Below are 20,905 nucleotides of genomic sequence, written 5' to 3' on the forward strand. Positions count from 1 at the left end.
GGGCGCACCACCCCGAATGCGAATCAGCTCCGGTCCGACCGGAGCGGCGTGCGCATCGGGTAACGATCCGATTCCGCCACGTAACCACCGGCGCACAGGATGTGTTGGAGGGGGCATGGGCTTCACGATCGGCGGCATGCGCGAGATGCGCACCGGCACGCGTCGCCGCGGCCGCACGTCCGGCCGCGCTTCGGACTGCACCACGGTGGCGGAGTTCACCGGCCTCTGGGGCTGGGACGTGGCGCCCGGCGCCCGCGCCGCCGGCTCCGAGTGCTCCTGCGGAAAGGCCGGTTGCCCGGCCCCCGGAGCCCATCCCCTCGACCCGGCCGCGGTGGTCCCGGCGGGGGCCACGCTCGACGAAGTGGCCGAGGCCTGGGGCCGGTTCCCCGGCGCGGCGGTGCTGCTGCCGGTCGGCCGGGCCTTCGACGTGATCGACGTACCGGAGGCCGCGGGGCGCCGCGCCCTGATCCGCCTGGAGCGCATGGGCCTCCCCCTCGGACCGGTCATCGCCACCCCGCAGGGCCGCGCCCACTTCTTCGTGGCACCGGGCGCCGCGGCCGAACTCCCCACGCTGCTCTACCGGATGGGCTGGGACGACGCCGCCCTCGACCTGCACGCGCTGGGCGCCGGTTCGTACGTCACGGCCCCGCCCTCGGACCGCGGCGGCCTCGGCCCGACGACCTGGCTGCGCCCGCCGTCCCTGGACACCGCAAGCCAGCCGCCGCAGGCAAGGCTGCTGTTGGGAACCTTGGCCTACGTGGCACACCGAGCGCCCCGCTAGGGGCTGTCTTCAGACTCCGGACGCAGAAAAGCCGCGGCCGCGCCCGCTCACAAATGAGCAGTCACGACCGCGGCCTCCCGCACCGAAGCGGAGCGTCTACTCGCCGATAAGCGCATCCACGAACGCCTCCGGCTCGAACGGCGCCAGGTCGTCCGGACCCTCGCCGAGACCGACGAGCTTGACCGGCACGCCCAGCTCCCGCTGCACGGCGATGACGATGCCGCCCTTGGCCGTACCGTCCAGCTTGGTCAGCACGATGCCCGTGATGTCGACGACCTCGGCGAACACGCGGGCCTGCACCAGGCCGTTCTGCCCGGTCGTCGCGTCGAGGACGAGCAGCACCTCGTCGAGCGGAGCGTGCTTCTCCACGACCCGCTTGACCTTGCCGAGCTCGTCCATCAGCCCGGTCTTGGTGTGCAGCCGGCCGGCGGTGTCGATCAGGACGACGTCGGCGCCCTCCTCGATGCCCTCCTTGACGGAGTCGAAGGCGATGGAGGCCGGGTCGCCGCCCTCGGGGCCGCGCACGGTGCGCGCACCGACGCGCTCGCCCCACGTCTGCAACTGGTCGGCGGCGGCCGCACGGAAGGTGTCCGCGGCGCCGAGCAGCACGCTCTTGCCGTCGGCGACGAGCACGCGCGCGAGCTTTCCGGTGGTGGTGGTCTTACCGGTGCCGTTGACGCCGACGACCATCACGATGCCGGGCGTCGTCCCCTCGGTGGTGAGACCCTCCGTCTTCACGGTGCGGTCGAACTCGGGGACGAGCAGCTTGAGGAGCTCCTCGCGCAGCAGCGCGCGCAGCTCGTCCGGCGTGCGGGTGCCGAGCACCTTGACGCGCTCGCGGAGGTTGTCGACGAGTTCCTGGGTGGGCTGCACGCCGACGTCGGCGGTGAGCAGCGTGTCCTCGATCTCCTCCCACGTGTCCTCGTCGAGGTGCTCGCGGGACAGGAGGGTGAGCAGGCCCTTGCCGAGCGCGTTCTGCGACCGGGAAAGGCGGGCGCGCAGCCGCACGAGGCGGCCCTCGGTGGGCTCCGGTACCTCGACCTCGGGAGCGGCGGGCGCCTCGGCGGCCGGGGCCTCGGGTTCCTCCTCTACGGCCGGTTCGGTGGCGGGGAGGTCGACCTCTTCGATCGTGCGCCGCGCTTCGTCGCGCGGCGTCTCGGCCTCGTCGCCGACGTGCGGCTCTGTGGGCGGGGCGGTGGTGATGTCGGGCGCCGAGGGCGGGGACGGGGGCAGCTGCTTCTTCTTGCGGCTGCCGATCACGAGCCCGCCGAGCGCGCCGATCACGACCACGGCGATGACTACAGCAAGGATGACGGTTTCCATAACCCGTCCAGTATCAGTCATGGGCCCCGCCCAAGCCGTGTTCGTGCCTTCCTCCAAAGGACAAAGGCCTCTGACGGGTTCGACTCGGACTAAAGTACGATGGCAGTCGTCGCATCAACGCGCGTAGAGTCCAACGCGATCAGGACGCCACGTCCGGATCACGACACCTCGACCATCGCGACAACTCGTCACAAGGGCCCTGCGGGCCCGTCACCCCCCACCGGCTCTCTCCGTCCCCCGCGGCCGAGCCGAGCGAGAGGCACGGAACCCCACCGCATGAGCAAGACCGCCGAAGCCGAAGGCGCGCTGGAGACACGCGGCATCGAGCCCGTCCCCGACGCCGAGCGCACCGCCAAGACCCGCGAGCTCTTCCCGACCTGGGTCGCCGCCAACATCAGCGTGCTGCTGCTCACGATGGGCGCGAGCCTCGTCGTGACGTACAAGCTGAACTTCTGGCAGGCCATCGTCGTCGCCATCGCGGCGCCCATCGTGTCGTACGGCCTCGTGGGCCTGATCGGCATCGCCGGCAAGCGCGGCGGCGCGCCCGGCATGGCGCTGTCGCGCGCGGTGTTCGGTCAGCGCGGCAATCTGCTGCCCGGCTCGCTGATCTGGGTCGCACGCTGGGGCTGGGAGACGATCAACGCGGTGACCGGTGCGTACGCCGTGCTCACCGTCCTGGACATCCTGTTCGGCATCAAGCAGAACAACTTCCTGGTGATCCTCACCCTGCTGCTGTTCGTGTGCGTCACGTTCGCGATCTCGGGCCTCGGCATCAACGTCGTGCAGATGTGCAACAAGTACGCGACGTACCTGTTCGGCATCTTCTCGGTCCTGGTGCTCGTCTACCTGATCATCAACACCGACTGGTCCGAGGTCTTCGGGCAGCCCGCCGGGAAGACGTCGCTGATGGTCGCGGGCATCGGCATGATCGCCGCTGGTGGCGTCAGCTGGATCCCGTCCTCCCCCGACTTCACCCGCTACCTGCCGCGCACCGCCTCCACCAAGGGCATCATCGGGAACTCGATCGGCGGCGCCGGCATCGTCGTGCTGCCGATGGTCCTGATGGGCTCCGTGATGGCGGTCTCCACCCCGGACCTGGCCTCCGCCCAGGACCCGGTCTCCTTCCTCGGCGAGATCCTGCCGATGTGGATCGCGGTGCCGTACCTGCTGATCGCGCTGGTCGGCATGCTGCTGATCAACGCCATGTCGATGTACTCGGCCGGCTTCACCGCGCAGACCCTCGGCTTCAAGGTGCCGCGCCACTGGGCCGTCTCCATCAACGCGGTGATCTCGCTGATCTTCGGCGCCATCCTGATGCTGGTGGCGACGAGCTTCATGAGCTCGTTCATCTCCTTCCTCTCGCTGCTCGCCGTGGCCTTCTCCGCCTGGGTCGGCGTCTTCGGCGCGGACATGTTCAAGCGCAAGCACTACGACGCCGCGGCCCTGATCGACACCACCCGCGCCAGCGCCTACTGGTACAAGGGCGGCTTCTCCCCCGCCGCGTGTGTCGCGTGGGCGGTCGGCCTGGTCGTCGGCCTGCTGTTCACGTCGTCGACCTGGTTCTCGGGACCGCTCGCCGCGAACAACTTCCTCGGTGAGTACGGCCTCGGCTGGGTCGTCACGATCGTCGTCTCCGGCCTGCTGTACCTGGCGCTGCCCAAGCCGGCCGACACCACCACGGCCCCGGACGAGTCCGAGGCCGCCGAGGCCATGGCCTCCTGACGCTCCGTCAGCTAACGTCCCCCTCCACGCATCCGGCTCCACGCCTCGCGGAGGGGGACTTTTCCATGCCCGTGTCCGTCGTACGGTTCAACCTCGTCGACCCCGCCGGCACACCCGAAACGCTCGCGGCCCGCTACCAGGCGGCCGTCGAGATGGCCCGCTACGCCGACGAGCAGGGCATCGACACGGTGCAGACCGAGGAGCACCACGGCGTCGCCAACAACTGGCTGTCCTCGCCCTTCACCTTCGCGGGCGCCGTCCTCGGGGCCACGAAGCGCATCGCGGTCACCGTCTCCGCGATCATCGGCCCGCTGCACGACCCGCTCCGCCTCGCCGAGGACATCGCCGTGCTCGACCTGGTCAGCGGCGGCCGCCTGGTGACGGTCTCCGGGATCGGCTACCGGCCCGAGGAGTACGCGCAGTTCGACGTGGAGTGGAAGCGCCGCGGCAAGCTCCAGGACGAGCTGCTCGAAACCCTGCTCAAGGCCTGGACCGGCGAGGAGTTCACCTTCCGCGGCCGCCGGGTCCGTGTCACCCCGCGCCCGTTCACCCAGCCGCACCCGCTGCTCCTGGTCGGCGGCTCCTCGCAGGCGGCCGCCCGCCGGGCGGCACGGCTCGGCCTCCCGTTCTTCCCGAGCGCGCATCTGCCCGAGCTCGAGGCGTACTACAACGAGCGCCTTCAGGAGTACGGGACCGAGGGCTGGACCATGATGCCCGGGAAGGTGACCCCGCTCCTGCACCTGTCCGAGGACCCGGACCGCACCTGGGCCACGTACGGGAAGCACTTCCTGCACGAGGCGCGGACGTACGCGTCCTGGCAGTCGGGGGACATCAAGTCCGCGGTGAAGTCGGGGGCCGGGACGGTGGAGGAGCTGCGCGCCGAGGGCGTCTACCGGATCCTCACGCCCGACGAGTGCGTGGCGCAGGGGCTCGACAACTACATCCTGCATCCGCTCTCCGGCGGCATGCCCCTGGACGAGGGCCGCCGCAGCCTGCAGTTGTACTGCGAAAACGTACTGCCCCGGCTGAAGGACCAGTCGTAGGTCCTTCGGCCGGGGCAGTGACGCCGACGGGGAGATGGCAGCGGGGACTTGACCCATCTCCCCGGGTCCCGGGGAGGAGCCGGTGTCAGCCCATCTCCTCCAGCGCCTTGCCCTTCGTCTCCTTCACGAACTTGAGCACGAAGGGGATGGAGAGCGCGGCGAAGATCGTGTAGATCACGTAGGTCGCGGAGAGGTTCCACTCGGACAGCGACGGGAAGCTCGCGGTGATCGCCCAGTTGGCGATCCACTGGGCCGAGGCGGCCACACCGAGCGCCGCGGCGCGGATCTTGTTCGGGAACATCTCGCCGAGGAAGACCCAGACCACCACACCCCACGACAGGGCGAAGAAGAGGACGAAGAAGTGCGCCGCGACGAGGGCCACCCAGCCCTGCGTCGCCGGCAGCTTGCCGTCCACCAGGTCGAAGCTGAACGCCCAGGCCTCGAGCGCCAGACCGATCACCATGCCGACCGAACCGATCAGGGCCAGCGGCCTGCGACCGATGCGGTCGACGAAGATCATCGCGATGACGGTACCGATGATGTTGATGATCGACGTGGTGAACGAGTAGAAGAACGAGTCCGTCGGGTCGACACCGACCGACTGCCACAGCGTCGAGGAGTAGTAGAACGCGACGTTGATGCCGACGAACTGCTGGAAGACCGAGAGGCCGATACCGATCCAGACGATCGGCTTGAAGAAGAAGCTGCCACCGAGCAGGTCCTTGAAGGAGGACTTGTGCTCGCTGTGCATCGCGTGCTCGATCTCGGCCACGCGGGCGTCGAGATCGACCTCCGTGCCCTCGACCTCTTCGAGGACCTGCTTGGCACGGTCGGTCTTGCCGACGGAGACCAGGAAGCGCGGCGACTCGGGGATCGCGAAGGAGAGCAGCCCGTAGATGACGGCCGGGACGACCATCACGCCGAGCATGACCTGCCAGACCTCGAGGCCCATCAGCTTGCCGCGCTGGTCGCCGCCTGCGGCCTGCAGCAGCGCGTAGTTGACGAGCTGCGAGATGGCGATGCCGATAACGATGGCGCCCTGCTGGAAGGAGCCGAGCCGGCCACGGTAGGCGGGCGGGGCGACCTCGGCGATGTAGGCCGGGCCGATCACCGAGGCCATGCCGATGGCGAAGCCACCGATGATCCGCCAGAAGGCGAGGTCCCAGATCGCGAAGGGCAGGGACGAGCCGACGGCGCTGATGGTGAAGAGGACCGCCGCGATCTGCATGCAGCGGATGCGGCCGATGCGGTCGGCGATCCGGCCCGCGGTGGCGGCGCCGATGGCACAGCCGATCAGGGCGATGGCGATGACCTGGGCGAGCGCGGCAGAGCCGATGTCGTACCGGTCACGGATGGCCTCGACCGCACCGTTGATCACGGAGCTGTCGTAGCCGAAGAGGAAACCGCCCATCGCGGCGGCGGCCGCGATGAAGATGACATGGCTCAGATGCTCGGGCCTGGCTTCCCGGGCTCCGGACTTGGGTGCCGCACTACTGGTCACATGTACTCCTCGGGCCACCGGCCTCGCTGCCGGGGGTGGGGGCGAGCCCTTCAGATGCGATTCCAGTGGCGCACAACTTCACGCCGCCCACCACCTGAAGGTAAAAGCAACGTTGCAGAGACTATGCCTTCATGTTTTGAAGTCAACACTTCGGGTGCTGTGAATTTCAGGCATGCGAGTGTCGTACCGAGTTCAAGACTTGAACACTGGTAGAGGGGCGGCCCGGTCGGGCGGGCCCGGGTCCTAGCTCAGCCGCTGGCTGATGACCTTGGACACCCCGTCACCCTGCATGGAGACGCCGTACAGCGCGTCCGCGACTTCCATCGTGCGCTTCTGGTGCGTGATCACGATGAGCTGCGAGGCCTCCTGCAACTCCCGCATGATGCGGATGAGGCGTTGCAGGTTGGTGTCGTCGAGCGCGGCCTCCACCTCGTCCATCACGTAGAACGGGCTCGGCCGCGCCTTGAAGATGGCGACGAGGAGCGCCACCGCGGTCAGGGACCGCTCGCCGCCCGAGAGCAGGCTGAGCCGCTTGACCTTCTTGCCCGGCGGGCGGGCCTCGACATCGACACCCGTCGTGAGCATGTTCTCGGGGTCGGTCAGGACGAGGCGTCCCTCACCGCCCGGGAACAGCCGACTGAAGACGCCCTCGAACTCGCGCGCCGTGTCCCGGTAGGCCTCGGTGAAGACCTGCTCGACGCGCTCGTCGACCTCCTTCACCACTTGAAGCAGGTCGGCGCGGGTCTTCCGCAGGTCCTCCAGCTGCTCGCTGAGGAAGTTGTGGCGCTCCTCCAGTGCCGCGAACTCCTCAAGAGCAAGCGGGTTGACCTTGCCGAGCTGCTGGTACGCGCGCTCCGCGGACTTGAGCCGACTCTCCTGCTCCGAACGGACGAACGGACGGGGCCTGTTGCGCGGGTGCTCCGGGTCGTCCGGCAGCTCCTCGCCCTCGGCGGGGAGCGAGGGCGGCACGAGCTGGTCGGGACCGTAGTCCGCGACGAGTCCTGCCGGTTCGACACCGAGCTCCTCCAGCGCCTTGGTCTCCAGCTGCTCGATCCGCAGCCGCTTCTCGGCGCCGAGTACCTCGCCCTTGTGGACCGAATCCGTCAGCTTGTCGAGTTCTGCCTTGAGATCGCGGCCGCGGGCCCGCTCGGCTCCGAGCTCCTGCTCCCGCGCCGCCTTCGCCCGCTCGGCGAGGGTCCGCTCCTCGTCGGCCCGGGTGATGGACACCTCGACGTGCGCGAGCAGCCGGCGGGCGCCGGAGGCGACGGCCTCGGCGACGGCCGCCTCGTACTGGCGGCGGGCGCGCTGTCGCTCGGCACGCGCGCGTGCGTCGCGTTCGGCGCGGGCGGCCCGGTCGAGCGAGTCGGCACGCCCCGCGAGCCCCTTGACGCGCTCCTCGTGGGTACGTACCTGGAGGCGCGCCTCCATCTCCGTCTGCCGCGCGTTGGCTCCGTCGGCGGAGAGGCGGTCGCGCACGGAGGTGTCGGGTTCCTCGTCCCCTCCTTCCCCAAAGGCGGCTTGTTCCTCGGCCACGGCAAGCCGCTCGGCCAGCTCCTCGGCGTCCTGTACGGCCTGCTCCAGCGCGTCCTGCGCCGTGGCCGCGGCGGCGGCGCTGCGTTCCGCCTCGCCGGCGGCGCCGCGGGCCTGCCCCGCGAGTCGGCCGAGCTGTTGGGCGCGACCGGAGCGCTCACGCTCTATGACCCGCTGCTGCTGCCCCAACTCCTCGACGAGCGCCGCGCATTCGCCGCGCCGCTCGGCCGCGGCGTGCTGCGCCTCGGCCCACTGTTCGCACTGGGCGGCCAGTTCCTCCAGCTCGGCGGCGGCCTCGTCGACGGACGCCTGCACCTCCAGGAGGCTCGGCGCCCCGGCAGAGCCACCGTGCGCGAAGTGCGCCCCGAGCAGATCCCCTTCGGCGGTCACCGCGGTCAACTCGGGGCGCGCGTAGACCAGATCCTCGGCGTCCTCGAGCGTCCCGACGACGACGATGCCTTGCAGCATCCGCTGCACGGCGGGCATCAGCTCGGCGGGGCCGCGGACCAGATCGGCGGCGGGTGGTGGGCCCTGAGGGGTAGGTTGCGCGGCACCGCCGGGGCTCTGCCCCGGGCCCCGCTGCTCAAACGCCGCAGGGGCTTGAGAGGCCAACAGCAGGGACGCCCGCCCCCCGTCCTGCTTGCGCAGGAGGCGGATCGCTTCGGCGGCCGCCGCGGGCGTGGTCACCGCGAGCGCGTCGGCCGCCGCGCCGAACGCCGCCGCCACCGGCACCTCGTAGCCCGACGCCACCGACAGCAACTCGGCGGCGGGGCCGAGCAGCCCGGTCAACCGGTCCTTCGCGCCCAGCAGCGCGCCAGTGCCGTCCTTGCGCCGCAGTCCGAGCGCGAGCGCCTCGTGCCGGGCCGCGAGCGCCGCGCGCTTGCGCTCCCCCGACGTGGCGGCCTCCCGCGCGGCGCTCAACGCGGCTTCCGCCTCGGCGAGCGCGGCCTTGGCCTCCTCGTGCCGCGTGGACAGCTCCTCGTCACCGGCGTCGAGCCCGTCGACCTCGGCCTGCAGCTGCTCGTACTCCTCCTGCGCGGCGGCCGCCCGCTGCTGCGCCTCGTCGCGGGAGGCGGCGAGCCGGTCGATCTCGGACTGCGCGGAGGCGGCCCTGCTGCGCGCCGCGTTGACCTGCCCCTGGAGCCGGGCGAGGCCCTCCCGCCGGTCGGCGATGGCCCGCGCGACATCCTTGAGCCGGCGCTCCTCGACCGCCAACTCCCGCTCAAGCTCTGCCCGGTGGGTGACCGTCTCGTCCAGGGCGACCTGCGCCGCCTCAAGGGCCGCTTCGAGCTCGGCCTCCTGCTCCCGCACCCGCGCGGCCTCGCGCTCCAGCTCCTCGGGCTCACGCCCGCGCCGCTCCTCCGCGGGCGCCGCCGTGGCGCTCTTGACCCGCGCGTCGGCCAGCGACACCGTTCCGCGCACCCGCTCGGCCAGCTGCGACAGCTCGTACCAGGACTGCTGCGCCCGCTGCAGCTGGGGCGTCAACTGCCGGACCGCGTCCTCCAGATGCCCCTCGCGCAGCAGCGCCTTCTTCAGCTCCTCCTCGGCCGCGCCCTTGCGCCGCTTCAGCTCCGCCTCGTCGGCGACCTCGGCGCTGAGCGCTCCACGGAGACGTACGAGATCGTCCGCGAGCAGCCGCAGCCGCGCGTCGCGCAGGTCGGCCTGGATGACGGCGGCCCGCCGGGCGACGGCGGCCTGTCTGCCCAGCGGCTTCAACTGCCGCCTCAGCTCTTCGGTCAGATCCTGTACGCGTGAGAGGTTGGCCTGCATCGCGTCCAGCTTCCGCAGCGCCTTCTCCTTGCGCTTGCGGTGCTTGAGGACGCCCGCGGCCTCCTCGATGAAGGCCCTGCGGCCCATCGGGTCGGCGTGCAGCACGCCGTCGAGCTGGCCCTGACCGACGATGACGTGCATCTCGCGGCCGATGCCGGAGTCCGACAACAGCTCCTGGATATCGAGAAGTCGACAGGTGTCGCCGTTGAGCTGGTACTCGCTGCCGCCGTTGCGGAACATGATCCGCGTGATGGTGACCTCGGCGTACTCGATGGGCAGCGCGCCGTCGGAGTTGTCGATGGTGAGCGAGACCTCGGCGCGGCCGAGCGGCGGGCGCCCGGTGGTGCCGGCGAAGATGACGTCCTCCATCTTGCCGCCGCGCAGCGACTTGGCGCCCTGCTCGCCCATGACCCAGCTCAGGGCGTCCACGACATTGGACTTGCCCGAACCGTTGGGACCCACGACACAGGTGATGCCCGGCTCGAACCGCAACGTGGTGGCCGAGGCGAACGATTTGAACCCGCGCAGGGTCAGGGCCTTGAGGTGCACGCCGTCGGACTCTACCCGGCACCCCTGTCTCACTCCATGAACCCACGGTTTCACCCGTGAACATGCAGGGCACATCAGACGTAAAGAACGTCAGGGAAACCGGTGCGCGGGGGCACCCGGAAGTACGGGCGAGAAGAGAAAAAGGGACGCCGAAGCGTCCCTTGGATAGCTCTGTCGAGTCGAGCGGCTGGTTACGGGCGGTGCCCGACCACCCAAGTCGCTGGGGGTGGTCAGGTGAGCGCAGGCTCCGCCTGGGGTACGTCGATACCCTCGATGAGAGAGTCGTGAGAAGCGGCAGCCGCGAGCGCGTCGTTCTCGGCCTGAATACGGCCGAGCTCGGATTCGAGGTCCTGGACGCGCTGCTGGAGCCGTCGCATCTCGGAGAGAAGTCGCGGGTCGCTGCCGCCGACGTAACCGAGAAGCGCCTTTGCCATGATGGATGGTCCTCCACAATGAGTGACCGACCGAAGCGGTGTGGGTCGTGAGGGAATCGCACCCGCGGTGCTTGGCACTTCTTGTATTGCTGCCGTTCTCACATGCCAAACAGCTAAGGTGCGCGGGGACTTCCAGAGTCTCACCAAAAAGTTTGACGGTCAACACGATCACGCCCCGTATTGGCGGGCAAACCGGGGGCTTCGCGCCGCAGAACCTGCGGTACGGCCTCACGTTCGGGGCCCGGGGGCGTAGAGATCATCCGTTCCCGGGGAGCCTGCCACGAGTCCCCGTTCTTGGCAACCACCAGGGAGTTTCTGCCGCACGCAGGTGCCCGCGGCACTTCCCGAGCGCCCTCACCCGGGCCCGCCTGCGGTAACGACTCAGCGGATGGCAAACCCGTCGTAGCCGCCACGGGGCGTGTCCCAGATCTCAGTCACACCGTCGACCCGGCCGGGTGTGTCGTCGCCATGGAGCCAGTCGAGCAATTGCTGGCATTCGCCGTGCGGTCCCTCGGCGACCACTTGGACACGCCCGTCGTCCAGATTGAGAGCAAAACCACTCAGGCCGCCGATCTCCAGGGCACGCGCACGGGTGAACCACCGGAAACCCACACGTTGGACACGTCCGCGCACCCAGGCGGTGAGCCGTACTTCTTCGTTCATGAGTGCACGCTAACCGGCCAAAAGCACTCGGAGCACTTCCTGCACTGGGGAGTTGGGGTAGCGTCCCCGACCATCGCACCTCACTCGTACGAGTGAGAAGCACGCACCACAGTGACGACCAGAGGACCAGGAAGGCCAGGACATGGGACGCCACCGACGCTCCGCCGCCGGCCGCCCGCACGCGAGCGACTTTGCGCAGGGCTACGCGGAGTACCCGCCGCACCCCTCGCCTCCCGCACAACCCGACACCTCCCACCACCGCAAGAAGCGCGACGGCGTCCCGCTGCGCACCGGTCTGCTCGGTGCCTCGGCCGCGGTCGCGATGGGCGCGGTCGCGGTGACCACGGGGCTGATACCCGGGGGCGGGGGCTTCACGTTCGGCGGTGGTGGCGGCGGCAACGAGATACAGGCCGCCGACTCCCCCGACGTCACGGCGCAGGGCGGCACGGGCGGTGCGGTCGACGACCGGGCGCCGTCCGCGGCGAACCGCGGGACCGAGCGGGCCACTCCGTCCGCGACGCCGTCCCGGTCCGCTTCGAGCGCCGCGCCGCGGTCCTCCGAGCCGTCGTCCAAGCGCACGCAGCCGTCCCGGTCCTCCGGCGACAGCGCCACGAAGACGAAGAGCGCGGCCCCACCGACGTCCGCCCCGTCGTCACCGGCGCGGACGAAGACGCCCTCCGGCAGTGGGGGCGGCTCGGCGACCACGTCGGAGAAGGCGGCATCGGCCCAGGTCCTCGCCCTCGTCAACCGGGAGCGCTCCAAGGTGGGTTGCTCCCCGGTGACGGCCGACAGCGGCCTCGCCTCGCTCGCCACGGCGTTCAGCGACGACATGGCCTCGCGGGACTTCTTCGACCACACGGACCCGGACGGGGCGACCCCCTGGGACCGCGCCAAGGAAGCGGGCATCACGGACCTCGGCGGCGAGAACATCGCCCGCGGCCAGGCCAATGCCCAGTCGGTCATGGACTCCTGGATGAACAGCCCCGGCCACAAGGCGAACATCCTGAACTGCGACTTCAAGACCTTGGGCGTCGGTGTGCACTTCGGCTCGGGCGGGCCGTGGTGGACGCAGGACTTCGGCTACTGACGCCCTACGACGAGGCTCACGCCGCCGTGCGCGGCGGGCGCTGGCAGCGCGGGCAGTAGTAGCTGGACCGGTTCATCCACGGGCGCCGGCGCATGGGCGTCGAACAGCGCCCGCACGGCAGCCCTTCGCGCCCGTACGCGTCGAGGGACCGGTCGAAGTATCCCGACTCCCCGTTCACATTCACGTACAGGGCGTCGAAGCTCGTTCCCCCGACGCTCAGCGCCGCGTTCATCACATCCCTTACGTGGCCCAGGAGTTCGGCCGTGCGGGGGCGGGTGAACGTCTCCGTGGGCGCTCGTAGTGCAGCTTCGCGCGCCACAGTGCCTCGTCCGCGTAGATGTTGCCGACGCCGCTGATGAGGGACTGGTCGAGCAGGGCCCGCTTGATGGTGCTGCGCTTCGCGCGCAGCGCGGTGTGGAACGCGGCGTCGTCGAAGAGCGGGTCGAGCGGGTCGCGGGCGATGTGCGCGATGACGTCGGGCAGTCCTGCGGCATCGGTGTCGTGCAGCGAGAGGCCGCCGAAGGTGCGCTGGTCGACGAAGCGCAGCTCGGTGTCGCCCGCCGCGGTAGCGGCCGATGTCTGCGTGTCGGCGAAGCGGACGCGGATGCGCAGGTGCTTCTCGTCGGGGGCGTCGTGCGGCTGCACCAGGAGCTGGCCGCTCATGCCGAGGTGGGCGAGGACGGCGGTGTGCGAGCCCTCCAGCGGCAGCCACAGATACTTGCCGCGGCGGCTCGGCTCGCCGATCGTCCGCCCCTTGAGCCGGGACGCGAAGTCCGCGCCGCCCGCGATGTGCCGGCGTACGGACCGCGGGTGCAGCACCTCGACCTCCGCGACGGTCCGATGCGCCACCCACCGCTCAAGACCGCGCCGGACGACCTCCACTTCGGGCAGCTCTGGCACGGGTTCCTCCATTTTCAAGCCCCTGCGGCGTTTGAGCAGCGGGGTCTGGGGCGGGGCCCCAGGAGCGGGGAAAATACGACGCCCGCCCCTCCGGCGAACCGGTGGGGCGGGCTCAGGAAGCGGGGCGGTTACGCCCCCGGGGCCGTATCGACCGCCGCAGCCGCAGCCTCCGCCCGCTCGTCCGCGGCAGCGCGAATCGCACGCCACGCGGACTCAGCGGCCTGCTGCTCCGCTTCCTTCTTGCTGCGGCCGGTGCCGGTGCCGTACGAGACGCCTCCGACGCGGGCGGCAGCAGTGAAGGTCTTCTCGTGATCCGGGCCGGTTTCGGTGACCAGGTACTCGGGCACGCCGAGTCCCTCCGTCGCCGTCAGCTCCTGGAGACTGGTCTTCCAGTCCAGGCCGGCACCGAGATTCGAGGACTTCTCGATGAGTGGGTCGAACAGACGGTGGACGAGTTCGCCCGCCGCGTCCAGACCCTGGTCCAGGTAGACCGCACCGATCACCGCTTCAAGGGTGTCGGCGAGGATCGACGCCTTGTCCCGGCCGCCCGTTCCCTCTTCACCACGGCCGAGCCGGATGAAGGAGCCCAGGTCCAGCCCGCGGCTGACCTCCGCAAGTGCACGCGAATTGACCACAGCGGCCCGCAGTTTGGCCAGTTGGCCTTCCGGCAAGTCGGGGTGGGTGCGGTAGAGAGTGTCGGTGACCACGAGACCGAGGACCGAGTCGCCCAGGAATTCCAGGCGCTCGTTCGTCGGCAGGCCGCCGTTCTCGTACGCGTACGAACGGTGCGTCAGCGCACGCACCAGAAGGGCGGACTCGAGCTTGTACCCGAGCCGCCCTTCCAGAAGCGTGTGGGACGAGGCTGTGGTGTCCACCTTTTTCTTGGCGTCATCCGCCTTCTTGGGGCTCGACACTGTGCCTCTCACCAGCCGCTCAGACCTCGAGGACCTGGCGCTTGTTGTAGGTGCCGCAAGCCGGGCACGCGATGTGCTGCAGCTTGGGCTCCTGGCAACGCTCACACGAAACCAAGGTGGGGACCGCAGCCTTCCACTGCGACCGGCGGTGGCGCGTGTTGCTGCGCGACATCTTCCGCTTCGGAACAGCCACGGCTACTTCTCCTGCTTCTCGTCGACGCCCGCTTGCGCTTCGGCGCCGCTCATCTCGTCCTTCTCGCCGTCCTGGATGGATTCAGCGAGTCCCTGCAATGCCGCCCAACGGATGTCGACGGCGTCGTGGTGGTGGCCCGGCTCGTCCGAAAGCCGCACTCCGCACTCGGAGCACAGACCTTCACAGTCTTCCTGGCACACCGGCTGCATCGGCAGTGCGAGCACCACCGCATCACGCAGCACTGCCTCGAGGTCGAACAAGCCGTCCTCGAGAAAGAGCCTGTCCTCGTCTTCCTCGGCGTCGTCGGCCGGATCCGCTTTTACGCGGCCCCGGTCGTCGGCGTCAGGGTACGAGAACATCTCCTGGAAGCCCGCGTCGACCTCTTGGACGAGCGGCTCCAGACACCTTACGCACTCCCCCTTGGCCGACGCACGGGCGGTGCCTGTGACAAGCACCCCTTCCATGACCGACTCCAGGCGGAGGTCGAGCTCCACCGGGGCGCCTTCCGGCACCTCGATGACTCCCAGGAGGCCGAACTCCTTGGGAGCGTCGATCGTGCGGGACAGCCGCTGCATGGCACCAGGACGCCGACCCAGCTCGTGCGTATCGAACACGAATGGGTTGCGGTGGTCGAGGTGGGTGTTCAGGGCTGGTCCTGCTTTCGTTCTTCGAAGCTCATGTGGGGGTTGCCGCCCCGAATTTCCGGGCAGCTCGGAACGCACGTGCTACGCGCGACCGAAGAACCAGGGTACTGGACCTTTCGCTCACGGCCCAATCAGCCCCCGGGGCCGGCTCAGCGCCCCTGTTCGTACTGCCTCATCTGCTCCAGGCTGATCATGCTCGTGTCGAAGAGACTCGTCTCGTCGAGCGCACTGTCCTGGGCCGGCTGCGGCTGAAACTGCTGTTCCTGCTGATGCTGCTGGTACGCGTACGGGTCCTGCTGCTGGGGCTGCTGATACGCGTACGGATCCTGCTGGTACGCCGCGTACGGGTCCTGCTGGTAGGTGCCGTAGGCGTCCTGCTGGCCGTAGGGCTGCTGCTGGTAGCCGCCGTACGGGTCTTGGGCCTGCTGCGCGTACGCGGGCGCGGGCTCCGGGGCCTGGGCCGGGATCTGGGGGACCTGCGGGGGCTGCGGCATCTGCGGGGCGGCCGGCTGCCCGATCTGGGCGTCGCCCATCCCGGCGAGGCCCGCGAGGTAGTCGGCGTCGCTGGTGTGCGGCTGCCCCTCGCCGTCCACGGTCAGCGTGCCGAGGTCGTCGCTGGCGATGCGGCCGTGCAGCTTCTGCCGGCCCTTGCCGACGGCGTCCAGGGTCTTGGCGAGCACCGCCTCGAACGCGCCGAGCTTGGTGTCCACGTACGAGTCGGCGTCCCGCCGCAGCGTCTCCGGGTCGTGGCTGCGCTCGGGGGCGTCCTCGTCCTCGTAGCCCGCCTCGTCGACGCCCGGACCGGTGCCGAGCAGCTTCTCGCGGCCACGGCCGACCGAGCCGAGCGTCTTGTTGAGGACGACCTCGAAGTTGGCCAGCTTGGAGTCGACGTAGTCGTCGGCCTCCGCGCGGACCTCCTCCGCCTCCTGGCGGGCCTCGGAGAGGATCCGGTCGGCCTCGGCCTGGGCGCGGCGGGCGATCTCCGTGTCGGAGATCAGGGTGCCGCGCTCGGCCCGGGCGCCCTCGATGATCCGCTCGGCCTCCGCGTGGGCCTGCTCGACCATCTGCTCGCGGCCGCCGATGAGCTCCTGGGCCTGGGCGAGGGAGCCGGGCAGCGCCTGGCGCACCTCTTCGAGCATCGCGAGCAGGTCGGCGCGGTTGATCACGCACGAGGCCGACATGGGCATCGAGCGCGCGCCGCCGACCGTGCCGACGATGTCGTCGAGCTTCTTCTGCACGTCCACCGTGTGCTCGCCACTCTCTCGTCTAGACGCCGGATTGGCTGGGGTGTTGGAGACGGACGAGACGACTGTAAGCCCAACGTGGACGTGCGCGTCACTTCTTGGGAAGGCGCTCCGCCAATGCCTCGTTGACCTGCACCGGAACCAGGTGCGAGACGTCGCCGCCCCAGGCCGCGACCTCCTTGACCAGGGAGGACGACAGGAAGCTGTACGTCGGGTTGGTGGGGACGAAGAGGGTCTCCACACCGGACAGGCCGTTGTTCATCTGGGCCATCTGCAGCTCGTAGTCGAAGTCGCTGACGGCGCGCAGGCCCTTCACGATGGCCGGAATGTCGCGCTGTTTGCAGAAGTCGACGAGGAGGCCGTGGAAGGCCTCCACCTCCACGTTGCCGAACTCGGCCGTGACCTCGCGGATCAGCTCGATCCGCTCCTCGACCTCGAACAGTCCCTTCTTGGACTGGTTGATCATCACCGCGACGTGCACGACGTCGTAGAGCTTGGAGGCTCGGGCAATGATGTCGAGGTGGCCGTTGGTGATGGGGTCGAACGACCCCGGACAGACTGCGCGGCGCACGGGAAGTCCCTCGCTCTCCGGTCCGGTCATCGTGCGTCGTCGCACGTGAGGGTGGTGTTCAAGGCGGCGCGACCGTACCAAAACGTGCCTTCGCCATAGCGACGGGACCTCAGGCCCTCGAAGCCGTCCGGCCACCGGAATTCGCCGCCTCTGGTGCTGCGTTCCACGGTGACGAGCGCTTCGTCCGTGAGCCAGCCCCGCGTCCGGAGTGTGAGCAGGATCTCTCGAAGATCATCGTCGGAGACGGCGTACGGAGGGTCGAGAAAGACCAGGTCGTAGGGGTCGGCCGGGGGCGGGCCCGCGACGATTTGCTCCGCTTTTCCGGTACGTGCCTCTGCTCCCGGCAGGCCGATCGCGCGGATGTTCTCGCGGATGGTGCGGGCGGCGCGGGCGTCCGCCTCGACGAGCAGCGCGTGTGCGGCGCCGCGGGAGAGCGCCTCCAGGGCGACGGCGCCGGAGCCCGCGTACAGGTCGGCGACGCGGGTGCCGTCGAGGCTGCCGCCGAGCAGCGCCTGCCAGGTGGAGAAGAGGGCCTCGCGCGCCCGGTCGGAGGTGGGCCGGGTGCCGTTGCCCGGCGGCACCGCGAGGCGGCGTCCGCCGGCGGTCCCGGCGATCACGCGGGTCATCGCGCTACGTCCTTGTCTTCCGTACGACTTCTGCGGTCACGTCACTGCAGGTCCAGTCTGTCAGGACGCCGTCATGCCGCGCCTGCCGGGCGGTGGAGGGTGGAGGCCGACCGCCCCTGCGCCACGGGGCTCCGCCCCGGACCCCGCGCCTCAAACGCCGGCGGGGCTTGATGGGGTCAGCCCTTGTCGAGGTACTGCTCCCGCTCCTCGTCGAGCAGTGCGTCCAGGGCGATGCGCAGGGCCGGCAGGTGGTCGAGCTCCGGGTCGGCCGTGACCACCTTGGTGGCCTCCTCCCGGGCCTCGGCGATGATCTCCTCGTCCTCGATCACGGCGAGCATCCGCAGGGAGGAGCGCACTCCGGACTGGGCCTGGCCGAGCACATCGCCCTCGCGGCGCTGCTCCAGGTCGATCCGGGACAGCTCGAACCCGTCGAGCGTGGAGGCGACGGCGCCGAGGCGGGCGCGCGCGGGAGCGGCCTCCGGCATCTCGGTGACCAGGAGACACAGACCCGGAGCCGAGCCACGGCCGACGCGGCCGCGCAGCTGGTGGAGCTGCGAGACGCCGAACCGGTCGGCGTCCATGATCACCATCGCCGTCGCGTTCGGCACGTTCACACCGACCTCGATGACGGTCGTCGCCACCAGGACGTCCGTCTCCCCCGCGGCGAAGCGGCGCATCACGGCGTCCTTGTCGTCGGGCTGCATGCGGCCGTGCAGGACCTCTACCTTGAGGCCCTGGAGCGGGCCGCGCGCCAGCTCCTCCGCGACGTCGAGCACGGCGAGCGGCGGCCGCTTCTCCGCCTCGTCCTCTGCGGACTGCTTCTTGCCCTTCTTGGGCTTCTCGTCCTCGCCGTCGCCGATCCGGGGACAGACCACGTACGCCTGGTGCCCCTTGCTCACCTCCTCGCGTACGCGCTCCCACGCGCGCGCGAGGAAGTGCGGCTTGTCGGCGGCGGGCACGACATGGCTGGCGATCGGCGAGCGGCCGGCCGGGAGCTGGTCGAGGACGGACGTCTCCAGGTCACCGAAGACCGTCATGGCGACCGTGCGCGGAATCGGCGTCGCCGTCATGACCAGGAGGTGCGGCGGCTGCTTGCCCTTCGAGCGCAGGGCGTCGCGCTGTTCCACGCCGAAGCGGTGCTGCTCGTCCACGACGACCAGGCCCAGGTCGTCGAACTGCACCTTGTCCTCGATCAGCGCGTGCGTGCCGATGACGATGCCCGCCTCGGCCGTGGCCAGGTCGAGGAGGGCCTGGCGGCGCCCCGCGGTGTTCATGGAACCGGTGAGCAGGGTGACCTTGGTGGCGTGCTCGGCCCCGCCCAGCATTCCGCCCTGCGCCAGCTCGCCCATCATCTCGGTGATGGAGCGGTGGTGCTGCTGGGCGAGGACTTCGGTGGGCGCGAGCATCGCGGCCTGACCGCCCGCGTCGACGACGGCGAGCATGGCGCGCAGCGCCACCATCGTGTTGTGGGTCACGGTGAAGTGGTCGGTCACATAGGCATGGCTCGGATGCGCGACGCTGATGCACTGAACCGGTTTGCGCCCTACATGTTCGACAGCGCGGATTCCCCGACGGAACGTGTTGTATTTGGGCCGCGCCTTCATGCGCTGTGCTTTACGCGTCAGCCGGAAGGGTGGGTACGCGTCGGGGAGGGCAATGGACACGTTGAAAGCTTCCTTCTTCGCCAGCACACGCGCCGTGCCGCCAAGGGACCTGGCAAGCCACGCCACGTCATCCGCCAGACGCCGCGAGGCCGAGCAGAAAGAAACACTCAAGCCCTGCGCGTCCACAGTGCCGTCCGTATCCATGAGTCCCTGGAGCACCGCGAGCCGATTCTTGATCGCCGTGTTCTTGAACTCATCGGGGAGAAACTTGTCGTGTGAGGTCACGCCCCAAAGGCCCATGGAACGCAGGGCTCTGATCAGGGGGTTCCGTCGTGTGCCGCCCCTCGGTGTGAGCATGCGAAGCGTGTAGTCGCAGTTGTTCCCCGGCACGGGCACCACCTCGCACCCCGGAGCCACCGCGGCGCGGACTGCGCTGAGGATCTCGTCGTCGATCGATGAAATCCTGAGGTTGTGCCGGAATGACCCGTCCCCCGTCAGGACCCCGAAGAGGTAGGGGTCCAGAGAAGGCTCTGCTCCGCCTCCGAGGTCCACCGGCGTGATCGCCGGGATGTACCACTTCGACGAGCCATCGGCTTTGTGGAGATCAGTTCTGATCTCACGAGTCGTCAAGACCTTCGGGGCCTGCCCTCGAAACCAGGCGCAGCTGGTGCCGACGATCCACAGGTGCTCGTCATCGCACTCGACGACGCTGTCGTCCGAGAGAATCAACCGCCATGCGTCGCGCTCACCCTGCGGGAAAACCCCGTCGACCACGGCGATTTCACCACCTGGGACAACGACCTCGTCTCCAACAGCGACGTCCCCCATCCTCGTATAACCCTCCGGTGTCAGGACCAGTGAGTCGAGTGGCTGAGCCTTGCCGGAACCCACTTCTCCCTGGAGCAGCCGGTGCATCGGGTGCTCCGTGGCCAGGTCGTCGAAGATCTCCTTGGAGACCTTCTGCTGGCCGTCGGTGAGCGTGAAGGGGAGCTTCGCGTCGAAGGCCGTCAGCAGGCCGCTCTCCTGCGGTACGCGGGCGACGGCGGTCAGCTGGGTCTCCGCGAAGCGGCGCCGGGCGAGGGCCACTTGGAGGACGAACGCCTCGTCCCACTTGAGGCGGTCCCGGGCGTTGGCGATGTCGTCCTTGGTGTGCGGCCGGTGGATCTTGAGCAGGGCCTCCGGCAGCGGGACGAGGCCGCGGCCCTCGCGCAGCGACTCGGGCAGTGGGTCCTCGGCCTCGGGCACGCTGGGCAGCACCAGGTCGACGGCCTTGGCGATCTTCCAGGACTCCAGCTTGGCCGTGGCCGGGTAGATCGGCAGCAGGGCCCCGGCCCACGAGCCGACGGCTTCGGCCGCCTCGTCGGAGGACTCGGCGTTGAGCAACTGGTAGGCGGGGTGCGCCAGTTGCATCTTCCGGTTGAAGACCGATGCCTTGCCGGCGAACATCGCGCGCGTACCGGGCAGCAGGTCCTTGTGCGGCTTGTGGATGCCGCGGCCGAAGAAGACGAGCTGGAGCTGGCCGCTGCCGTCGGTGATGGTGACTTCGAGGCGCTGGCCCCTGCCGCCGTTGAACTTCAGGATGCGGGCCGTGGCCACCTGCGCGACGACCGTCACGTGCTCGTCGAGCGGCAGCTCCGCGAGGCGGGTGAGCTCGCCCCGCTCCGCGTATCTGCGCGGGTAGTGGTGGATCAGGTCGCCGACCGTGTGCAGGCCGAGGTGCTCGGCCATCACCTTCGCGGTGGCGGGACCGAGCACCTTCTTCAGTGGTTCTTCGAGCGCGGGCACGAGATCCATTGCACACCACGC

The 20,905-nt window shown here is 69.7% G+C and carries 16 protein-coding genes and 1 pseudogene; 4 read left to right on the top strand and 13 right to left on the bottom strand.

What is annotated here, in order from left to right:
* Positions 1-115: 115 nt before the first annotated feature.
* On the top strand, positions 116-781 hold the full coding sequence (locus OKJ99_RS09005) for a bifunctional DNA primase/polymerase (protein WP_326015330.1): 666 nt from the start codon (positions 116-118) through the stop codon (positions 779-781).
* A gap of 96 nt (positions 782-877) precedes the next feature.
* Here OKJ99_RS09005 and ftsY read toward each other — a convergent pair whose 3' ends face one another.
* The gene (gene ftsY, locus OKJ99_RS09010; protein WP_326015331.1) at positions 878-2,104 is read right to left on the bottom strand and encodes a signal recognition particle-docking protein FtsY; all 1,227 of its coding nucleotides are present in this window, start codon (positions 2,102-2,104) and stop codon (positions 878-880) included.
* Positions 2,105-2,380: 276 nt separating this feature from the next.
* Here ftsY and OKJ99_RS09015 point away from each other — a divergent pair, with 276 nt between their 5' ends.
* Positions 2,381-3,826 (top strand): cytosine permease, encoded by a 1,446-nt coding sequence (locus OKJ99_RS09015; RefSeq protein ID WP_326015332.1) that lies wholly within the window; start codon positions 2,381-2,383, stop codon positions 3,824-3,826.
* 65 nt (positions 3,827-3,891) lie between these two features.
* Entirely contained in the window at positions 3,892-4,869 is a 978-nt protein-coding gene (locus OKJ99_RS09020) for an LLM class flavin-dependent oxidoreductase (RefSeq protein WP_326015333.1), read from the top strand.
* An 85-nt stretch (positions 4,870-4,954) separates the two neighbouring features.
* Here OKJ99_RS09020 and OKJ99_RS09025 read toward each other — a convergent pair whose 3' ends face one another.
* The 4 genes from OKJ99_RS09025 to OKJ99_RS09040 form a co-directional block, all read right to left on the bottom strand.
* Complete coding sequence (locus OKJ99_RS09025; RefSeq protein WP_326015334.1) at positions 4,955-6,370, bottom strand: sugar porter family MFS transporter; 1,416 nt, start codon at positions 6,368-6,370, stop codon at positions 4,955-4,957.
* A 243-nt stretch (positions 6,371-6,613) separates the two neighbouring features.
* On the bottom strand, positions 6,614-10,219 hold the full coding sequence (gene smc, locus OKJ99_RS09030) for a chromosome segregation protein SMC (RefSeq protein ID WP_326015335.1): 3,606 nt from the start codon (positions 10,217-10,219) through the stop codon (positions 6,614-6,616).
* A gap of 230 nt (positions 10,220-10,449) precedes the next feature.
* Complete coding sequence (locus tag OKJ99_RS09035; RefSeq protein ID WP_326015336.1) at positions 10,450-10,653, bottom strand: hypothetical protein; 204 nt, start codon at positions 10,651-10,653, stop codon at positions 10,450-10,452.
* Positions 10,654-11,034: 381 nt separating this feature from the next.
* Entirely contained in the window at positions 11,035-11,316 is a 282-nt protein-coding gene (locus tag OKJ99_RS09040) for an acylphosphatase (protein WP_326015337.1), read from the bottom strand.
* Positions 11,317-11,458: 142 nt separating this feature from the next.
* Between OKJ99_RS09040 and OKJ99_RS09045 the strand changes: the two genes are divergently transcribed.
* Positions 11,459-12,403: a CAP domain-containing protein gene (locus OKJ99_RS09045; RefSeq protein WP_326015338.1), complete on the top strand. Its 945-nt coding sequence runs from the start codon at positions 11,459-11,461 to the stop codon at positions 12,401-12,403.
* Positions 12,404-12,419: 16 nt separating this feature from the next.
* Here OKJ99_RS09045 and mutM read toward each other — a convergent pair.
* From mutM to OKJ99_RS09085, 8 genes and pseudogenes are all read right to left on the bottom strand, one after another.
* Positions 12,420-13,303: pseudogene (mutM, locus tag OKJ99_RS09050) on the bottom strand (bifunctional DNA-formamidopyrimidine glycosylase/DNA-(apurinic or apyrimidinic site) lyase).
* Between the two features lie 128 nt (positions 13,304-13,431).
* Entirely contained in the window at positions 13,432-14,229 is a 798-nt protein-coding gene (gene rnc / locus OKJ99_RS09055) for a ribonuclease III (RefSeq protein WP_326015339.1), read from the bottom strand.
* Positions 14,230-14,236: 7 nt separating this feature from the next.
* Positions 14,237-14,410, bottom strand: coding sequence for a 50S ribosomal protein L32 (gene rpmF, locus OKJ99_RS09060; RefSeq protein WP_030361955.1), 174 nt, complete (start codon positions 14,408-14,410; stop codon positions 14,237-14,239).
* Positions 14,411-14,412: 2 nt separating this feature from the next.
* Entirely contained in the window at positions 14,413-15,057 is a 645-nt protein-coding gene (locus tag OKJ99_RS09065) for a YceD family protein (RefSeq protein ID WP_326015404.1), read from the bottom strand.
* Positions 15,058-15,203: 146 nt separating this feature from the next.
* The gene (locus OKJ99_RS09070) at positions 15,204-16,298 is read right to left on the bottom strand and encodes an ATP synthase F0 subunit B (protein ID WP_326015340.1); all 1,095 of its coding nucleotides are present in this window, start codon (positions 16,296-16,298) and stop codon (positions 15,204-15,206) included.
* 91 nt (positions 16,299-16,389) lie between these two features.
* Positions 16,390-16,869, bottom strand: coding sequence for a pantetheine-phosphate adenylyltransferase (gene coaD / locus OKJ99_RS09075; RefSeq protein ID WP_326015341.1), 480 nt, complete (start codon positions 16,867-16,869; stop codon positions 16,390-16,392).
* A 26-nt stretch (positions 16,870-16,895) separates the two neighbouring features.
* Positions 16,896-17,495, bottom strand: a complete 600-nt coding sequence (gene rsmD / locus OKJ99_RS09080) for a 16S rRNA (guanine(966)-N(2))-methyltransferase RsmD (RefSeq protein WP_326015342.1) — start codon at positions 17,493-17,495, stop codon at positions 16,896-16,898.
* Positions 17,496-17,671: 176 nt separating this feature from the next.
* Positions 17,672-20,893: a helicase-related protein gene (locus OKJ99_RS09085; RefSeq protein WP_326015343.1), complete on the bottom strand. Its 3,222-nt coding sequence runs from the start codon at positions 20,891-20,893 to the stop codon at positions 17,672-17,674.
* Between the last annotated feature and the right edge of the window lie 12 nt (positions 20,894-20,905).

The sequence above is a fragment of the Streptomyces endophyticus genome (assembly GCF_035798155.1).
Classification (GTDB): Bacteria; Actinomycetota; Actinomycetes; order Streptomycetales; family Streptomycetaceae; genus Streptomyces; species Streptomyces endophyticus.

Bases quoted from the DNA above. Each gene is read 5' to 3' on its own strand.
- OKJ99_RS09005 (WP_326015330.1), top strand. From the start codon at position 116: ATGGGCTTCACGATCGGCGGCATGCGCGAGATGCGCACCGGCACGCGT.
- ftsY (WP_326015331.1), bottom strand. From the start codon at position 2,104: ATGGAAACCGTCATCCTTGCTGTAGTCATCGCCGTGGTCGTGATCGGC.
- OKJ99_RS09015 (WP_326015332.1), top strand. From the start codon at position 2,381: ATGAGCAAGACCGCCGAAGCCGAAGGCGCGCTGGAGACACGCGGCATC.
- OKJ99_RS09020 (WP_326015333.1), top strand. From the start codon at position 3,892: ATGCCCGTGTCCGTCGTACGGTTCAACCTCGTCGACCCCGCCGGCACA.
- OKJ99_RS09035 (WP_326015336.1), bottom strand. From the start codon at position 10,653: ATGGCAAAGGCGCTTCTCGGTTACGTCGGCGGCAGCGACCCGCGACTT.
- OKJ99_RS09040 (WP_326015337.1), bottom strand. From the start codon at position 11,316: ATGAACGAAGAAGTACGGCTCACCGCCTGGGTGCGCGGACGTGTCCAA.
- OKJ99_RS09045 (WP_326015338.1), top strand. From the start codon at position 11,459: ATGGGACGCCACCGACGCTCCGCCGCCGGCCGCCCGCACGCGAGCGAC.
- rsmD (WP_326015342.1), bottom strand. From the start codon at position 17,495: ATGACCCGCGTGATCGCCGGGACCGCCGGCGGACGCCGCCTCGCGGTG.
- OKJ99_RS09085 (WP_326015343.1), bottom strand. From the start codon at position 20,893: ATGGATCTCGTGCCCGCGCTCGAAGAACCACTGAAGAAGGTGCTCGGT.